Origin of the sequence: Flavobacterium sp. RHBU_3 (genome assembly GCF_046613565.1) — a bacterium.
GTDB lineage: Bacteria > Bacteroidota > Bacteroidia > Flavobacteriales > Flavobacteriaceae > Flavobacterium.
On record NZ_JBKJHC010000008.1, the window covers coordinates 82975 to 98458 of the forward strand.

Here is a 15484-nt window from a genome sequence, read left to right on the forward strand (position 1 = left end):
GGAAGCAATCCGTTAGGTACAACGTACAAAAAATAAGCATTTAGATTCCTTAGACATATTTCAGGGAAAAAAGTATCAACAATTACACACTGAAAACCGCAACTATTTTTTACCCAAATAGAAGGTGCTTGAAGGTGTCTGCAAAAACGAGTAATACAGCACCCGATGAAATAGGAATTTGCTATAGGTAGTGTGGAATTAACGTATAGCCCTCCTGGCTTAAAGGCTGAATCATAGGGCATACTTTGTACCCTACCAAGATGTGTGGAAAACGGGGTAAGGAAGCGACTCTGATTACTTTTACTGATGATATAGTATTTGGCTCCACCAAAGTGACGAAAGGAATTTACAGCCTACGGAGTATTATGTTACTAAAAGTAAATGTCTAATAAAAGTCTTTAAAAATTCTTGAATACTATGAATAACAATTGGTCGAGAAGGAAATTTATTATTATCAGTGCTGGTGCAGGTGCCGCTTTAACGTTGAATCCGCTTGCTTCATGGGCAATGCCTGAAACAGATGATTCTGTGAAGAAGATCGTAGCTAAAGCTATGGGTATTGATACGCACAACCATATGGATGTGCCATTTAATATCGGGGAATTCAGCAAGCAACAATACGCCCTTGCAGACGAAATGAAAAGTTCTGGGCTTGCCGCGATTTGTATGACCTTTCAGGTAGACCGTCCCAGGTTAGAAAACGAAGGAGACGCCTTCCAAAGGTTTATTACCAGCCTTGACGAAATGGATATAATGCTTAAGGCTAACAATATGACACGTGCCTTAACCTACAAGGATGTAAAAGCGGGACAAAAAAGCAAGAGTAAGTTTGTAGTACAGTCAGTTGAAGGCGGGCACTTTATAGAGGGTAAACTGGAGCGTATAAAAGTGGCATATGACAGAGGAGTACGTCATTTGGGACTGATGCACGACGGACAAACAACACCTCCTATGGGCGATATTTATACCGATGAACCGCAATTTAACGGGTTGACCCAATTAGGTATTGACACTGTGAAGGAGTGTAACAAACAAGGTATTTTGGTAGACCTTGCCCATTGTAACAATGCGGCCATAAACAAAGCGATAGAGGTATCAACTAAGCCCATGGTAATTTCGCATACCGGCCTGGATTCCCAGCTAGGTAAAGACCCGCGTATGGCTAAGATGATGAAGCCAAGGCTAATTAGCAAAGAGCAGGCTAAACTATTTGCGTCGGCCGGCGGAGTTATTGGAGTTTGGACCCATTTAGCTGATACTCCTTTAGAGTTTGCACAAAACGTACGTGCACTTACCGATGTGGTGGGTACAGAGCATGTATGTATTGGTACCGACACTAAAATGGCACCACCAAGTAATGCGCAGCAGGAACGTTTTGGCAGAAAAACAAATTTCAGTTGGGGTGAAAGTACTAACGGTTTTATGTATGATGTTGTAGATGCGTTGCTCAAGACCGGGTTTTCTGAAAAGGAAATTTTACAGATTACCGGAGGAAACTATTGGCGTATATTTGAAAAAGCCACAACGGTTTAAAAGACGTTTTGAACATAAAAAGAGTGCCTGTTTAAAATAATAAACAGGCACTCTTTTTATTTTTAGCAGGTAAATAAACGGTACGTCTTATTTTGCAATACTGTTTATCCATACAAACAATTCATCTAAATCGTAATCTCCACTGTGCGGTTTATCCCAGGGTAAGGCATAGTCTACGCTGGCACCATGATTTTGCAGATATAACGCGAGTATAGCCGAAACTGCCAGGCCGGTATCTTTGTCTTTAGACCCATGGCGGATTCTCCAGTATTTAGCCGTTTTAGTGCCTTGTGCACCTATATAATTCATAGGGTTCATCATTTTTACAATATGGCTGTCGGCTTTTGTAGTACCCGCTACGCTACTGTGTTGCACGCCGTAATCTGTAAAATGTTGGTTATCTATTGTCTCAGTGCCAAATTCATTGTTTTCACCAGAAGTAAGATCAAGGGCATCAAATGCAGGAGGTGTTTTTTGGCGCTCCATATATGTAATGTAGCCGTCCCAGTCTAATGCGGTTACCACACCGTTTTTAATAGTAAGCCATTTATGAACGGAGAGATCTGTACCTTGTTTCTGTGCCTTATTAGCTGAGGCAATGACTACATCTTTTATATAGTCTTTAAAACTTCCGTTTCCTTCTTTATCTAAATGTAGTGTATTCTCTTTGCTGTCTTTTAGTTGTAGAGAATTTACATAAGAGGGAAAAAGGGTTTTTAAATCATCAGATACTTTTATTTGTGCATCTGTCAATGTTTTTGCTGCTGCGCTTGCCTGTGGACCAAAACCGCCTTTTTTATAGGTATTAATCTCATTAAACTGCCATTCATAAGCAGCATCGGCATTATCCAGATTGGTTATGGGGCAATAGTCTGAAGATGCAAAAACAGCATCGCTGGTATTGGCAGCACCCAGTGCTTTAAGGTAAGGCAAATAATCTGCATTATCCCCCGTAGCCCCCAGCAGTGCAGACATGGCGCCACCCGCACTGGTTCCGTTTGATATAATTTTATTAGCATCGCCAGGTATGGCTTTGTCATTAAATTTTAAGTAACGTACAGCGGCTTTAAGGTCAACAATGGCGGCTGGGGCTTTACCGTAAAATAACCCATCAGCATCTTTGTTAGTACGTCCTCGGGCTCCGGCCGATGCTACAACATAACCCTGGGCCAGTGCTGCTACAACGGTATTTTCTTTTTTGCCGGGATCATTTGGTCCACCGCCCTGAGGCCTGTCTCCCTTGGGTTGTTCACCTTGTGGCATACCTCCGGGCATTCCTTGCGGTGGTATTCCGTTAGCCGGAGGACCCGAAAAACCGGTATTTTTTGTAGATGCAGGTTTGGCAGGCATATAGCCCCCTACCTGGTTTGGGAAAAAAATGGGAGCAGTGGCGGCATTATACCCATGAACCTCTTTGTTTTTAAAAAACGCTTCCGGTACATAAATGTTCATAACCTGATAGGTTGTATCTATCGGGTTTGCTACATACACAATGTTTTCATACGCCCTTACGGATATTTTTTTACCGTTGTATTCCAGCGTTTGTTTGTCATACTTTGCAGCATTGAAATCAAGGGAATACGTTTTTTTTTGTGCCCAGGCGCTTACTGTCAGTAAAATTGCTGAGCAGGTTATCAAAATTATTTTCATACTATATCTTCCTTCGTTTTAAGATAAATTCTCATTAATTATTACTACAAAGTACTTATTAAAAAAGAAAAAAATCTTTAAAATAGATAAATACGTGTTTTTTGTAGACCAAGTAAAGTGTATAATCGATTCAATATTCATAAAATTGTCTTTTCCTGAAATAGTAATACAGAAAAAGTATCAAAAATAGAAGGACGAAATAATTATATGAAACAGTTTAACTGCCGGTCTGTGTAACAAGCTACTCCATTACTTTCTTTTTCTTTTCTTTACTGACAATAATTTTTTTCGTGAATATAAAATTCAGTTAATGACTAATTTTCAGGATTCGTAAACTTCTGTAACTATAATGACTTGCCTAAAGTTACTGCCTGTTCATACGAAAAAAGCCTAATCCCGCTTTCTTCTCAAGTTCCTGAAGGGTTTCTGTAATACAATATGTCCTGCCAGTTTAAGTATATAGGTACGTAATTTCATTTTCAAGATAGAAGAGAGCGACATGGGTAAAGGCAATGGGTAAAAAGCGCTCCCTGAATTTTACCAGCAGTGTTACAGTGGCGGGATTCGTCGATGGAGATGAAATTGATTTTTTTGGCTTCTTTCTTGATAATTATACTCTAGTTGAAAAAAATGTGCTAGGTAAGGTGTCAGGTTATAAATTGAACAAAACATCAAGTGCTACAGATGCCTATTTTATGGGGCATGGATCAAAGCCGACGAACAGAAAGTAGACTGTCATATATAATGTATTTTCTCTATCAATGAATGCTCAATTACTTTGGGAATGCGTTCCATTACTTTCGGTAAATACTTAAAGGACGAGGCGCGCTGTCGCGGTGCCTATAATCAAAATTCATGGCAAGCAGCGTTATACAGGACTACAAGTGAAAATTCATGGTTTTGCTCGGGAGGATTTAAATAGGCCTAATGCCGGTGATTTTTTATTTTTTTACGATCATCCACGATAATGATGGATCATCTAAAAGCCTCTGCATTTCACTGTTAATTATCTCGCGTATATCCTGTTTGATCTGAAGATAGTTTTGCTGTACCTGCTCTTGAGATATTTTGCGTACCGCTTCAATTTCTTTATAATTTTCTTCCTCAGCTTTAAGCGCCTCATGGTCATTTTGTATCCTGCAATGAAAAGCCTTCAGGTCAATTGGGGAGGCGGGTTCATCTGCAACGATACCAACGAACTCTCCGGAGCTCAGCGTAGCAATACGCGAAGGCGGCAGCGCCGAATCAAGTTGCCTCGAATGGCTTACGGATGTATCGTTACTGTTTATAGATAGGCTTTGTCGTTTTTGCATAATCTTTCCAAAGCGTTCTGAGAGTTGCTTTGCTGAGTCTCCATTGACCTGGCCCGATATGATATTACCGGTAATGTTTACAATAACATCTGCCTGTTCACGCCCATAATCTTTACGGAGCTGGCTAAAGTCCTGTATACCCAGACAGGTTGCTACTTTATTCGAGCGTGCCGTGGCGATTAAGCTGTCCATATTATTGAGGTATAATGTTGGAAACTCGTCAAAAACCAGGCTGCTCTTCAGACGGTCTTTTTTGTTGACTAGTTTTACCAGACGCGTCACATATAAAGACAGTACTGCTCCGTATATTTGTATCTTCTGCGGGTTGTTTCCCATACACACCACTTTTGGTTCTTCAGGGTTGTTGATGTCAAGGGTAAAATCATTGCCTGACAGCACAAAATACAGCTGTGGTGATGACAGCCGTGCCATGGCGACCTTTGCTGAGGCAATTTGTCCCTCCAGCTGCTCCATTACATCGTTGAGGTAAGCGTTAACAAATGGATTGATGAGCACCTCAATTTCCTTTTCCGTGCGCAGCAGCGTAAAGAGGTCATTATAGTCCGCCTGCATAAGTTCAATTACATGAGGTAAGGTACAAAATTCACCGTCCCTGTATTTCTTTAAGTACCATATTATGGCTGTTACAAAGTTGATAGGAGATTCCACAAAGAAATCCCCTTGTTTTTTTATCCATTCGCGGTTGAGCCCCATAAGTATAGTGCGGGCCGATTCCGAGGCATCGGTAATATCGGTCATTGCAGAAGGTTCCAGCGGATTGCAACGATGAGTACGGGAGAGATCATCAAAGTTTATAAGGTAGAATTTGCATTCTGCGGCATAGCGGTGGCGGTTCTTTAGCCATGCATTATAGGCAATGCGTGAGAGGTCGTCAAACTTAAAATCGTATACGAACATCGTGAACCCTTTGGCAAGGTGCTGTGTGATCACGTGGCGGATCACAAAATAGCTTTTACCGGCACCTGGGGTTCCGGGTACCAATATGCCCCTAAAGGGATTGATAATATTTATATAGGATCGCCTTGTTTTCTTTCCCAGCTGATACTGCGCCGGAAGGTTGACTGAATATTCGTTTTCCAGCAGCCGTTCCTCCTGGGGAAAGGTTTCATTTTCACGGTTAAAGACATCGCTGTCATCCAGGCCGTCTTTAATAATTCTGCTGAGCCATACCCCTCCGCTAACCATGAGGAGATATCCCATGCTTGTAACAACCATATAGCAGATTGCAAGAACATTCAAGCTGCTTAAGATGCTGAATAAAAAATAACCTGAAAAGAATAATAACAGCCCCGCAACGATGTACTTAAACGCACGGGGGTAGCGCATCTTTTCATCCTTTCGGCCTTTTACACCCAATAGGGAAATTATAAGGAAAATTAAACTGGCTATTTTGGCATATATAAAATGCTTGAACAGGCCCGTTTCCGATATGTGTCCCAGTATCCGGTCTGAAAAGCTGCTATAGATGTTTAGCCGGTAAAAAAATACATAGCAGCTATGGTAAAAGTGCAGCACCAGCAGGGTGATGCTAATTAGTCTTGAGAGGTCTGCTATTTTGCGCAGTGCCTGCTCGTTTTCTCCTGTTCCCATTTCATTTATTTTTAAGTTCGTACTTTACTATTGGCCTCCTTTTCTTTTCTTCTTTTTCTTCTTTTTATCCAAGGGCTTTCCTTGGTAATCGGTAGTGTATTCAGGGTTCAAAAGCGCATTTAACGGTGATGTATGATCTTTAAGGCCACTTATAGCGCTTGCCGGTGCATCCACGCCAGTGCGGTGCTTCGGTGCAATGGATGCTGAGGGTTGCTGCCCGGGGGCAGTTTCCCGCAGGCCTTTCGCACAGCGTTCTGATAAACCTTTTGCACTATAAGGCTTTCCAAGGGTGCTGCCATTAATACTGCAACGTTCACGGTGATCCACGAAGGTTAGGCCGTATACCTGTCCATTGGAGGCATTTCGTATCACAAGGTCAATACCCGATTGCCTCAATATTTCTTGCAAAGCATCAAGCGACTGCGGTTTTTGAAGCGTGATCGCTTTGTCAATAGCCAGACGTATAGCAGCACCGGATTTAGCCTGAGAAACTCTATTGGCAGTAAAGTGCTTTTCGAGTGTTTTTAATGTGGCCGGAAAGGCAAAGTCACTGGCCTTAATCGGCACCCCCACGGGCAGTGCCTGAGCGTCTATCGCCCGATATAAAAGTCCTCCGCCTACATAGGTGCGTGAGGTCACCTTTCCGCGGTCTGCTGTCATGTTATACAACCCCAGGATTGCATTGAGTTCTCCAAGTGTAGTATAGCTGTATTTAGAGATCACAAACTGCAATACCCCCGACATTGCTTTTTTGGCAGGAGCCTTGCCGTAGGTCACCCTTGCAATTGCGACCGCCTCTGGCTCGTATTGCTTTACTTTACCCGATTTCTCAGCAGGAAGCAGCCCAAAGTTTTTCTCTATCGTTCTCCTTGCGTGCTCCGATTGGTTACGTCCCATATTATGCATGTCAATGCGGCTACCGTCGGTGCGTATCTTAAGGCTTACAATATGTATGTGTGGATGCCCTGCATCCATGTGGCGATATGCCATCCAAGGCTGGCTCCCAAAGCCAATTTCTTCCATATAGGCTGCTGCAATTTCCGAAAGGCGTGCATCGGATAGCTTGTCCTCAGCCGGTGGGAAATTCAGTGAAATATGTACACCCGGGTGCGCTACGCGCGTATTGAGGCTTGCCATTCTTTCAAGAAAATTCAGCTTGGCCAAAAGCCCAACCTTAGCCGCAGGGAACGGACAATTTTTTTCACCAATCACCCGTGCTACGCCTTGTGTTATTTTCTGCTCATTGTAGCGTAAAATACGGCTTAATGAATGAGATGCTTTTATGACTGCAACCATGTGAGGGAGAGTTGGGTTAACAGGTTGTGGATTTCTTCCAGCTTAGCCGAGAGTTCACTACGCACAGACAAAAAAGCGGACTGCCAGTGCCTGCTGTTCGCATCCGGTGGGTTGGCATTAATTTGCCGGGTGAGCTGGTTGAGGTTATTGCCTATGGCCTTTAGGTCTTCCCGCAGCAAGGTGAGAGCCTGCAGTCCATCATCGAGGGAGGTATTTCGCTGGGTGATTGCAACGGGCTTTTCAAACAATTTCCGGCGGGCATATTCGCTCAGTTTTCGATAGGTTGAAGCTTTCCACTTTCTTACAAGTTTTTCATGCTCCTCGGCACGCAGCCTGAGGTGTAGCCAATGGCTTCGCGAGGTTTTGGAATTCGGTTCTTTCATCATCATCATTTTAAATCTTTACAACATCATTAAGAACACCTTTAGCAGCCCCTGCCCACGAGTTCCGAGTGAGGGCAGCCAGATCCGGTTGTATCACAACCGTACATCTGGCCGATTGCAAAAAGACACTGCAATCCCAAAAACAGACTCTCAGGAGGGAATGGTTTTTATCGAATATCAAAGACTATTTGCAGACAGATTTAACAGCATAAAGAACTTTGGAGAATGAAAACTGTTTTGGCTTAAGTGTTTCAATCTAAAATATAGCATGCTGGTTATGTCCCGGTGAAAGTTATCGATGCTTTAAATTCCTACAGAATGATCTGTTGATACCGACAGTGTACTACAAAGTTACTGCGCACGATAAGGCATTTCCAATCCCCGCTGAATTTCGATGAGGATCGTTTATCGATGGCTTTGTACCTTTGTAATAGAATATTAACTTAAATTAATCGTTATGAATGCAGAAGAAGTAAGCCGCGTGTACGACACGCTTTTGAGTGCACCGGGAATGGAAGATGAAGTAAGGGTTGACATAAGGATTCCCAGGAAACACCTGTTGCTGCTCAACCACATTTTGGGGCTGCCGGGACTGACAACGGCCTCAGAGCTTTTAAAGCACATTGATGCCACATTTTTTGAAAACATGAAAGAACTCGGTGAACGTTTTTTAGATAAGGCTTCCCTGACGGCTTTCAATGCAAAATTCATCAGTGTAAACAGCCCGGTCCCTAAGTCCTGATTTTCCCTCTTTTTCTCCGTAATCGCCTGCTATATTAATCACCTTATCTATACCCTTGCGGATTGTTTAATCCCTTGCTGTTTGGGTTGGGGGCGCATCATCGGCGGTGCATTATCTAACATAATACACCATCAGGACGCGCTGCCCTTACACCCGGGCTGCAACTTAATGGTAACGGTATGGAAGCGGAAAGAATAGATGAGAACGAATTGTTATTTAAATTCCTTTTGGAATTGGTGTTGGGGCAATGGAATGCGGTAGCCCCTGAACTGAAAAGTTTCAAAGTAAACACAATTGAAGAGACTTCCGGCCCCATCGGTGATCTTGCCCAATTGCTTTCGGAGGAGCTACGCACTTTGCTAGTGCATAAGGCGCTGGTGCACCCGCGCAAAAGATTTGGAATTATACAGTATGGCATAATTGTGTTGGATGCTGACTTTATAATTCAGGCGATGGGAAGCACAACGGCTGCCTATTTCGGGCGCTCAGAGGTATCCATGTACCGAAGCGATTTCAACTCCTATTTAGCGCCCTCCTCACAAATTGATTTTCTAAAAGCTGTTAGTGCCATGAGGCAAGACAAAAAAAGCCATCCAAAATTATTGAAGCTTACCTTTGAGACGCCGGAGAAAACGCAACTTATTGCAGATTGCTTTATTGATCTGCTGCGCTATGGCAAGTATGATTTTATAGTCAGTCTCTTCAGCCTAAAACCTGTAGTGAAAGCGCATATGCAGGATAATGTGGAACCTGTTGCAAAAAGCGTTATGGCCGCACAGCAGGTATATGATTTTATCCTGGGGCACCGGGAGGGAATGCTGCCCACAGCGCATGAGTTCGCCAGGCGCTTTGGGACTAATGAATTCGAATTAAAAAAGGAATTTAAAAAGCGCTTTGGGACCAGCATTTACCAACACTACTCGCACGTGCGCCTTGAAAGGGCTATCGTGCTTTTGAAGCAGACAGCATTACCACTTTCAGAGATTGTACACCAATGCGGTTTTGAAGATTATTCCGGTTTTGCCAAGGCATTTAGAAAGCGGTATGGCATCAGCCCCGCCAAGGCACGGGAGACAATCGATGAGCATAATTCCTGATTGACCCTTTTTTATTCCTGAATGTCAGTTGAATAGGTTGTGAATTTTGCCAATTTCACCACACTAAAACTGACATGCCATGAGCCGTATACCCACGCTACGGGAAGCTACCGTAAAAACAGTGTGCTTTCTATACATCCTGCTTTTTGTTTATGCTGCAGTCTCAAAGCTACTGGATTTTGATAATTTCAGGGCCCAGCTAGGACAATCACCGCTACTGAGCGCTTTTGCGCACTGGCTGGCGCTGGTGGTACCCGGAACGGAACTACTTGTTGCGCTGTTCCTTACTTTTAGGCAGACCCGCATCACGGCACTTAGTCTAGGTTTTGGAATTATGGTAATGTTTAGTACTTACATTTATTTCATATTGACTTACAGCCCCTATGTACCTTGTTCGTGTGGTGGTGTCCTGGAAGGATTGGGCTGGAATGAACACCTTATTTTTAATTTAGCCTTCGTTGCAGCCGCCGCCTTCGCATTAGTACTGGGTGCCAGTGTAAAAAAAATCATGCTTCGCATTGGGGCACCTGCCATTACCGGAACACTTATGGTTATTGGCGGTTACATGTTATCTGGTGAACTTATTGCAAGGGAAAATCCCTTTGTAAGGCGTTTTATACCCTTGTCGATCGCAGAGGGCCGGGAAGTATCGTTGCCAAATCCTAACTTTTATTTCTCAGGCTTTGGCAATGGGAAAGTGTATTTGGGTAATATTGATTCTCCCCTTTATTTTCTTGCGTACAACAATACATTACAGCGGCAGGATTTTAAAGCTTCCATCGAAGATGCCGGGCATACTTTTAAGTCCCTTAGCTTAAGTGTTGCACCGCCCTACTTTTATCTTTTTGACGGCAGTGTTCCCACAATCTACAAAGGGAACCTGAAAGATGGCCTTACCAAGGAGGTATATAACGGACCACGGAAGTTCACTAAAGCGGCTGCCTTAAGGGATAATACCTTCGCGATTCGTGGGCAGTTGCCAAGGTCGGGTGAGCACCAGTTACTGTTTTTAAACCACGAAAATGGCAAAGAAATTATTCCCAGGAATGCTTTCTTAGAAAAGCAAATTGATGGGGTCTTTGATACCGAAGGGATGCTGCTTTACAGTCAGGCTTTGGACCGGTTTGTCTACACCTATTATTACCGCAACCAATTCCTGGTGGCTGATGGTGCGCTTAACCTCCTTTATAGAGGTAAAACCATTGATACGGTCAGCAAAGCCCAACTTAAGATCGTAAAGATTAAGAGTACGGGCGATGTCAAATTAGCTAGCCCCCCGCTAACGGTAAATAAAACTACAGCAGTCTGCGGTAACCTGCTCTTTGTACGGTCGGGTCTTAGGGGCCGTTATGAGACTCCCGAGGTGTGGCGCCAGGCATCTGTAATTGATGTATATGATATTGCTAAGAACGAATATGTTTCCAGTTTCTATGTGTATAATATCGAGGATAAACCTTTCCAGTATTTTATAGCGGACCACAATGGCCTTTATACTATCACAGGGAACAAATTGCACTTCTATCCATGGGGTAAGCCCATCAAAAAAGTAATGAATATACAAGCAAAAAACTATCGGCCGGTAGCAGGGGAATGATCGAAAACCTGAAACAGAGTAGATCTCAACTAATTTTTTATTATTATGAAAACTTTTTTAAAACCTGCGCTGCTTTCAGCAGCAGCATTTGTCCTGGCCAGTGCCGGGGCAGTAGCGACAAGTAACAATAAGAGTGATGCAGAAAAAGTGCAAACTACTTATTATATACACAAACCTCTGGCTTCAAGTTGCCAGGCGGTGAATGTGAATTGCACCACCACGCCGGGGCAGCCGTGCATGTTTAATGATGGTACGACCAACTGGCAGGTCTACAACAGGCCCGCATCAGCGACAGATTGTAGCATACTTCTATATCGTCCATAATAGTGGCAGGCAGCTTAAAGCTGCCTGTTTTATTTTACATTTTTTTATCTGTAATCCAATCTGCCGGTTCATTTTTCAGGTAGTAACCGAACCATGAAAGAACGCGATCTGATAGATCGGTTTGGTTTTTTGCATCGACCAGAGCATGTGATTCCCCGCTATAGGCTAACATAACTGACTGCCGTTTTAACCTTCTTAGTGCCAAATAGAGTGATAAGCTTTGTGTCCAAGGTACTACGGGATCATCTTTTCCGCACCATACCAGTAATGGGGTAGTAATTTTATCGGCATGGTGCAGGGGCGAATTCAGCAGATAGTTTTCCTTGTCTTTAAAATAGGACTTTCCCATGCGGAAAATTTGTGTTTCGTAGCGCCAAAGCTCCGGAAGTAAAATCTGCTCACCAACTGAAAAGTATGATGCTGTCAGGTCGCTTATCATAGACCCGCTCACAGCGGCTGCAAACATGTTTGTCCCGGAGATTATGTATGCGGTTTCATACCCACCAAAAGAAGTCCCTATTAGGCCCAGTCGCCCGGGATCGGCGATATCCATATCAATTACCTTTTGGGTTGCCGCAGTAACGCATTCAAGAGCTGAAATTCCGGGAGCACCCGTCCGGTAATAAATGTCGGGAAGCAATACCATGTATCCGTTTAAGGTAAAGCGTGTTATGTTTATCCCTATCCCATTTTCATCCCACGGCACTTCATAGTGATGTAACCGATCGGACATATTTTGATACACAAATGTGACAACCGGGTACTTGACTCCCGGTATATAACCGGCAGGATAAAATAACGCCGCCTTCATTTGCTGCCCGCTGGTATTCTGGTATGTGATAAGCTCTGATTTTCCCCACAGGAATTTATCCTGTACCAGGTTGGACTTAAAAATTGTTTGGGCAGTACTTTGCCCACTTGCCATTTTAATGCAGGGTGGCGTATCGAACCGCTCAAAGAGATACGCAATACCTGATTGGGAACATACAGGCTGTCGCACATGACCTTTCTGCGAATCTATAATTTTCAGTTTACCGGTTGGCAAAAGCCTATAGTACGACTCGCTGTTATCCTTTTCTGAGGTACCCAAAATGTATAGTACCTTTGTAGGATCAAAACTATTTACAGATCCCTGTGAGATCAGCCGGAATACAATCCCTTTGCTGCGCCCATGGGTTAACCTATTACATTTCCCCTCAGCGGTCGCCAGATAAATATCGTACTCATCGTAAAGGTAGACACCCTTGCCGTCGGCTGTCCATCCTGCAAGCCCAAAGGGACGTGCCGGTGGTAATGCATTGGTCCCGCTAGTATCCCATTTGGTATTCATCTGGCCTGTCAGGTTAAGGAATGCGCCGGATTCGGGGTGGTAGAGCTGCCAGTTGCCCCTCGCGTAAAATACTATGTTATTATTTATTGGACATGCCGAGAGAAAACCAGGATCAGTAGAAAGGCCTTTTACAAGGAGCTTCTTCTTTGCTGAAAGGACATCAGCTATGTAAAAGTCGGTTATGGGATACAGCAGCGAGTCCGCAGGGTTAGCTCCCGTGCCTCGCAGCAATACATAATCGCGATTGCCGGTATATTGGTAGATCGGAAGGGCCGGAGAATTTATCCTGATGATGTCACTACCCGGGATCCACGATAACAACTCCTTTTTAGAATAGTCTCCCATCCTGGTTTGCAAGGGTACCAGCATGCTGTCAGCAGCGTGCCATACCTCAGGCTGTGACCGTTGACCGGTATTGCCTTGTGGTATGGTAGTAAACAGCAGGGTGCCCTGCGGACCGACATTTACATTTTCAACGGAGCTTCTTTGTTCAGCGTCTGCTGCCGGGTTTATTGAATAAAGTTTTTGTTGAACCAGATCATAACGATGCACTTCCGGCGTACCGTTTGTTGCCTTTGATGCAAAGCCAAGGTATTTGCCGTCCTGCTGCCAACAAAGTAATGAGATTTCTGCGCTGTTACTATACAGGGTTTGTTCCGCATTTCCATGAAGGTTTAATAGCTTCAGCGACTGGGTAGTACCCGCAGAGCAGATATAAGCCAGTATGTCATTCTTTTCGTTGTACTTAAAGTCCAAGACACCTTTGAGTGTTGTAAGGAGCCCACCATTTTTGGAATTAACCAGATGCAGGGAATTACTCTTATCTGTTTCGGCTTCGAAGCCTATTATCAAGCTGCGACCCGGTATAGGTTCATAAGAGGTAATGTGCTCCGTTGTGAACGTTTTCCCTGATTTAAGGTTAATAATCTGTAAACGATTTTCAGGTAGCTGTGCTATGAATGTTTCCGCATCGATGAATGAGGGCTGTCGTCCACCCCGCAGGGCATACTGGGCCTTGCTACGGGATGACTTTAAAAACAAGGTGTCGGCCTCCTTATATGCCAGATGGTAGCTTACCCAGTCGCCCTGAGGAGCGACCGCTGAGAGGGAGAGACGGCTGAATTGCCGATAATCCTCTGGTGTAGCATTGGATTTTACCTGCTGTGCTTCCCCCCATAAGGGGAAGCAGCATAGAACAGGTAATAAAATGTTTCTTAGGGTAAGCATTTTAATATCCGGGATTTTGGGGACTGAGGTTTGGATTTAATGAAAGCTCATCTGCCGGTATTGGGAAGAGCGCATCAGTACTGTTCCAACCGGGTTTGAGACCCTGAAGGGCGCTGTCGAGCTGGCCGGTTCTTTTCAAGTCAAAGAATCGGTGCCCGAATTCGGTGAAGAATTCCACACGGCGTTCCTTAATTATTTTGGCTACGAGCTCTTGCTGATCCTGCGCGGTTGCTACGGGCAGGCCTACTGTTGTACGGATTTTATTTAGGTCTTCAAGACCGCCCACCACATCGCCGAGATGCGCCCGTGCTTCCGCCCGGATGAGAAACTGTTCGGAAAGCCGTAACACAATTGAATGTTCCATTTGGGATCCGGACCCTGTACGAAGCTTGTACTTGTAAGGGTGGTACCAAACCGAAGTACCAGCGGTCACCTCACGCACCCAGAGGCTTCTGCGCTGATCGCCACTTTCAAAAGCAGCGATTAAAGATGCAGTGATTGCCATAGTTGGAGGTGGGCCGGATTCAAATATAAAAAGGTCCGCTTCCAGTGTGTTGAACGCTGAAGTTGCCGGGCTGAACTGCCAAATCGTTGCGGGGCTATCCTTTAGGAATACCTGGCTTAGATCATCCACCCATTGCATATCAGGGTCACTAATGACTGCTGAAGCATAGGACGAGGCTTCTTCCCACAAGCCTGCGTACAGGCTCGCGCGGGCCAATAGCGCCATTGCAGCTGTTTTTCCGGGTCTTGTCCGCCCAGAAGGCATCCCATTACCATCAAATAAGGTGATGGCATTAGAAAGGTCTTCACGGACTTTTAATAAGGCTTCCTGATAACCCAACCTGCCCAGCGAGCGGTTCACGGTGTAGTCGGTGGTTGTTACATAGGGTACGCCTCCATAGATTTCATTGAGGTAAAAATGTACAAATGCCCTTATAAATAAGGCTTCCCCCAACATTCTGTTCCGATCGGCAGGGGTAAGCGCCTGGGCGTTTGTAACGCCCTGTATGACCGCATTGGCTGAGAATATAAAACCGTACCCCTGATTCCAGTAGAATTTGACATCGCTTTGTGAGGCAAACAATGCATTTTGATACAGGTAGTTAATATCCTGCCTGTAATAATCAAGTTCGTCTGCATAGAGCCCCATGCTGTTGCTCAGGCCGCCAAGGTTACCGCTAAAGAGGCCCGCATCACGCATTCCCGCATATATGGAACCGATTGCTGCATTTGCCGTAGTGGGGTCTTCGAAGACTGTTTGGCTGGTTAGTTGTGAGGGCGGAAGCCCGACCTCTACAAAATCGCTACACGAAACCAATAGCATCATGCAGAATACCGTAGATGTTACTGCTATTTTAAAATTTATTTTTTTCATAAGTAG

At 44.3% G+C, this 15484-nt stretch carries 11 protein-coding genes; 5 read left to right on the forward strand and 6 right to left on the reverse strand.

What is annotated here, in order from left to right:
- Positions 1-417: 417 nt before the first annotated feature.
- Complete coding sequence (locus ACLI1A_RS12455) at positions 418-1533, forward strand: dipeptidase (protein WP_411409002.1); 1116 nt, start codon at positions 418-420, stop codon at positions 1531-1533.
- An 87-nt stretch (positions 1534-1620) separates the two neighbouring features.
- On the opposite strand, the gene ACLI1A_RS12460 is transcribed toward ACLI1A_RS12455, so the two are convergent.
- The 4 genes from ACLI1A_RS12460 to ACLI1A_RS12475 form a co-directional block, all read right to left on the reverse strand.
- Positions 1621-3183, reverse strand: coding sequence for a subtype B tannase (locus ACLI1A_RS12460; protein ID WP_411409003.1), 1563 nt, complete (start codon positions 3181-3183; stop codon positions 1621-1623).
- A 941-nt stretch (positions 3184-4124) separates the two neighbouring features.
- Positions 4125-6107: a conjugal transfer protein MobC gene (mobC, locus tag ACLI1A_RS12465; protein ID WP_411409004.1), complete on the reverse strand. Its 1983-nt coding sequence runs from the start codon at positions 6105-6107 to the stop codon at positions 4125-4127.
- Between the two features lie 27 nt (positions 6108-6134).
- Positions 6135-7403, reverse strand: coding sequence for a relaxase/mobilization nuclease domain-containing protein (locus tag ACLI1A_RS12470; RefSeq protein ID WP_411409005.1), 1269 nt, complete (start codon positions 7401-7403; stop codon positions 6135-6137).
- Positions 7388-7795 (reverse strand): plasmid mobilization protein, encoded by a 408-nt coding sequence (locus tag ACLI1A_RS12475; RefSeq protein WP_411409006.1) that lies wholly within the window; start codon positions 7793-7795, stop codon positions 7388-7390. The genes ACLI1A_RS12470 and ACLI1A_RS12475 overlap by 16 nt, the downstream gene beginning before the upstream one ends.
- Positions 7796-8243: 448 nt before the next feature.
- Here ACLI1A_RS12475 and ACLI1A_RS12480 point away from each other — a divergent pair, with 448 nt between their 5' ends.
- From ACLI1A_RS12480 to ACLI1A_RS12495, 4 genes are all read left to right on the forward strand, one after another.
- Positions 8244-8528 carry a hypothetical protein gene (locus tag ACLI1A_RS12480; RefSeq protein WP_411409007.1) on the forward strand — a complete coding sequence of 95 codons (285 nt, stop codon included), beginning with the start codon at positions 8244-8246 and terminating at the stop codon, positions 8526-8528.
- Positions 8529-8707: 179 nt separating this feature from the next.
- Complete coding sequence (locus ACLI1A_RS12485; RefSeq protein ID WP_411409008.1) at positions 8708-9625, forward strand: helix-turn-helix transcriptional regulator; 918 nt, start codon at positions 8708-8710, stop codon at positions 9623-9625.
- 79 nt (positions 9626-9704) lie between these two features.
- On the forward strand, positions 9705-11219 hold the full coding sequence (locus tag ACLI1A_RS12490; protein WP_411409009.1) for a DoxX family protein: 1515 nt from the start codon (positions 9705-9707) through the stop codon (positions 11217-11219).
- A 45-nt stretch (positions 11220-11264) separates the two neighbouring features.
- The gene (locus tag ACLI1A_RS12495; RefSeq protein WP_411409010.1) at positions 11265-11543 is read left to right on the forward strand and encodes a DUF6520 family protein; all 279 of its coding nucleotides are present in this window, start codon (positions 11265-11267) and stop codon (positions 11541-11543) included.
- Between the two features lie 34 nt (positions 11544-11577).
- Here the strand turns inward: ACLI1A_RS12495 and ACLI1A_RS12500 are convergent, their stop codons facing one another.
- Positions 11578-14100, reverse strand: a complete 2523-nt coding sequence (locus tag ACLI1A_RS12500) for an alpha/beta hydrolase family protein (RefSeq protein ID WP_411409011.1) — start codon at positions 14098-14100, stop codon at positions 11578-11580.
- 1 nt (position 14101) lies between these two features.
- Positions 14102-15478, reverse strand: coding sequence for a RagB/SusD family nutrient uptake outer membrane protein (locus ACLI1A_RS12505; RefSeq protein ID WP_411409012.1), 1377 nt, complete (start codon positions 15476-15478; stop codon positions 14102-14104).
- Positions 15479-15484 lie beyond the last annotated feature (6 nt).

What these genes read in the sequence shown, in the direction of transcription:
- ACLI1A_RS12455 (WP_411409002.1), top strand. Translation starts at nt 418, where the DNA reads ATGAATAACAATTGGTCGAGAAGGAAATTTATTATTATCAGTGCTGGT.
- ACLI1A_RS12460 (WP_411409003.1), bottom strand. Translation starts at nt 3,183, where the DNA reads ATGAAAATAATTTTGATAACCTGCTCAGCAATTTTACTGACAGTAAGC.
- mobC (WP_411409004.1), bottom strand. Translation starts at nt 6,107, where the DNA reads ATGGGAACAGGAGAAAACGAGCAGGCACTGCGCAAAATAGCAGACCTC.
- ACLI1A_RS12470 (WP_411409005.1), bottom strand. Translation starts at nt 7,403, where the DNA reads ATGGTTGCAGTCATAAAAGCATCTCATTCATTAAGCCGTATTTTACGC.
- ACLI1A_RS12475 (WP_411409006.1), bottom strand. Translation starts at nt 7,795, where the DNA reads ATGATGATGATGAAAGAACCGAATTCCAAAACCTCGCGAAGCCATTGG.
- ACLI1A_RS12480 (WP_411409007.1), top strand. Translation starts at nt 8,244, where the DNA reads ATGAATGCAGAAGAAGTAAGCCGCGTGTACGACACGCTTTTGAGTGCA.
- ACLI1A_RS12485 (WP_411409008.1), top strand. Translation starts at nt 8,708, where the DNA reads ATGGAAGCGGAAAGAATAGATGAGAACGAATTGTTATTTAAATTCCTT.
- ACLI1A_RS12490 (WP_411409009.1), top strand. Translation starts at nt 9,705, where the DNA reads ATGAGCCGTATACCCACGCTACGGGAAGCTACCGTAAAAACAGTGTGC.
- ACLI1A_RS12495 (WP_411409010.1), top strand. Translation starts at nt 11,265, where the DNA reads ATGAAAACTTTTTTAAAACCTGCGCTGCTTTCAGCAGCAGCATTTGTC.
- ACLI1A_RS12500 (WP_411409011.1), bottom strand. Translation starts at nt 14,100, where the DNA reads ATGCTTACCCTAAGAAACATTTTATTACCTGTTCTATGCTGCTTCCCC.
- ACLI1A_RS12505 (WP_411409012.1), bottom strand. Translation starts at nt 15,478, where the DNA reads ATGAAAAAAATAAATTTTAAAATAGCAGTAACATCTACGGTATTCTGC.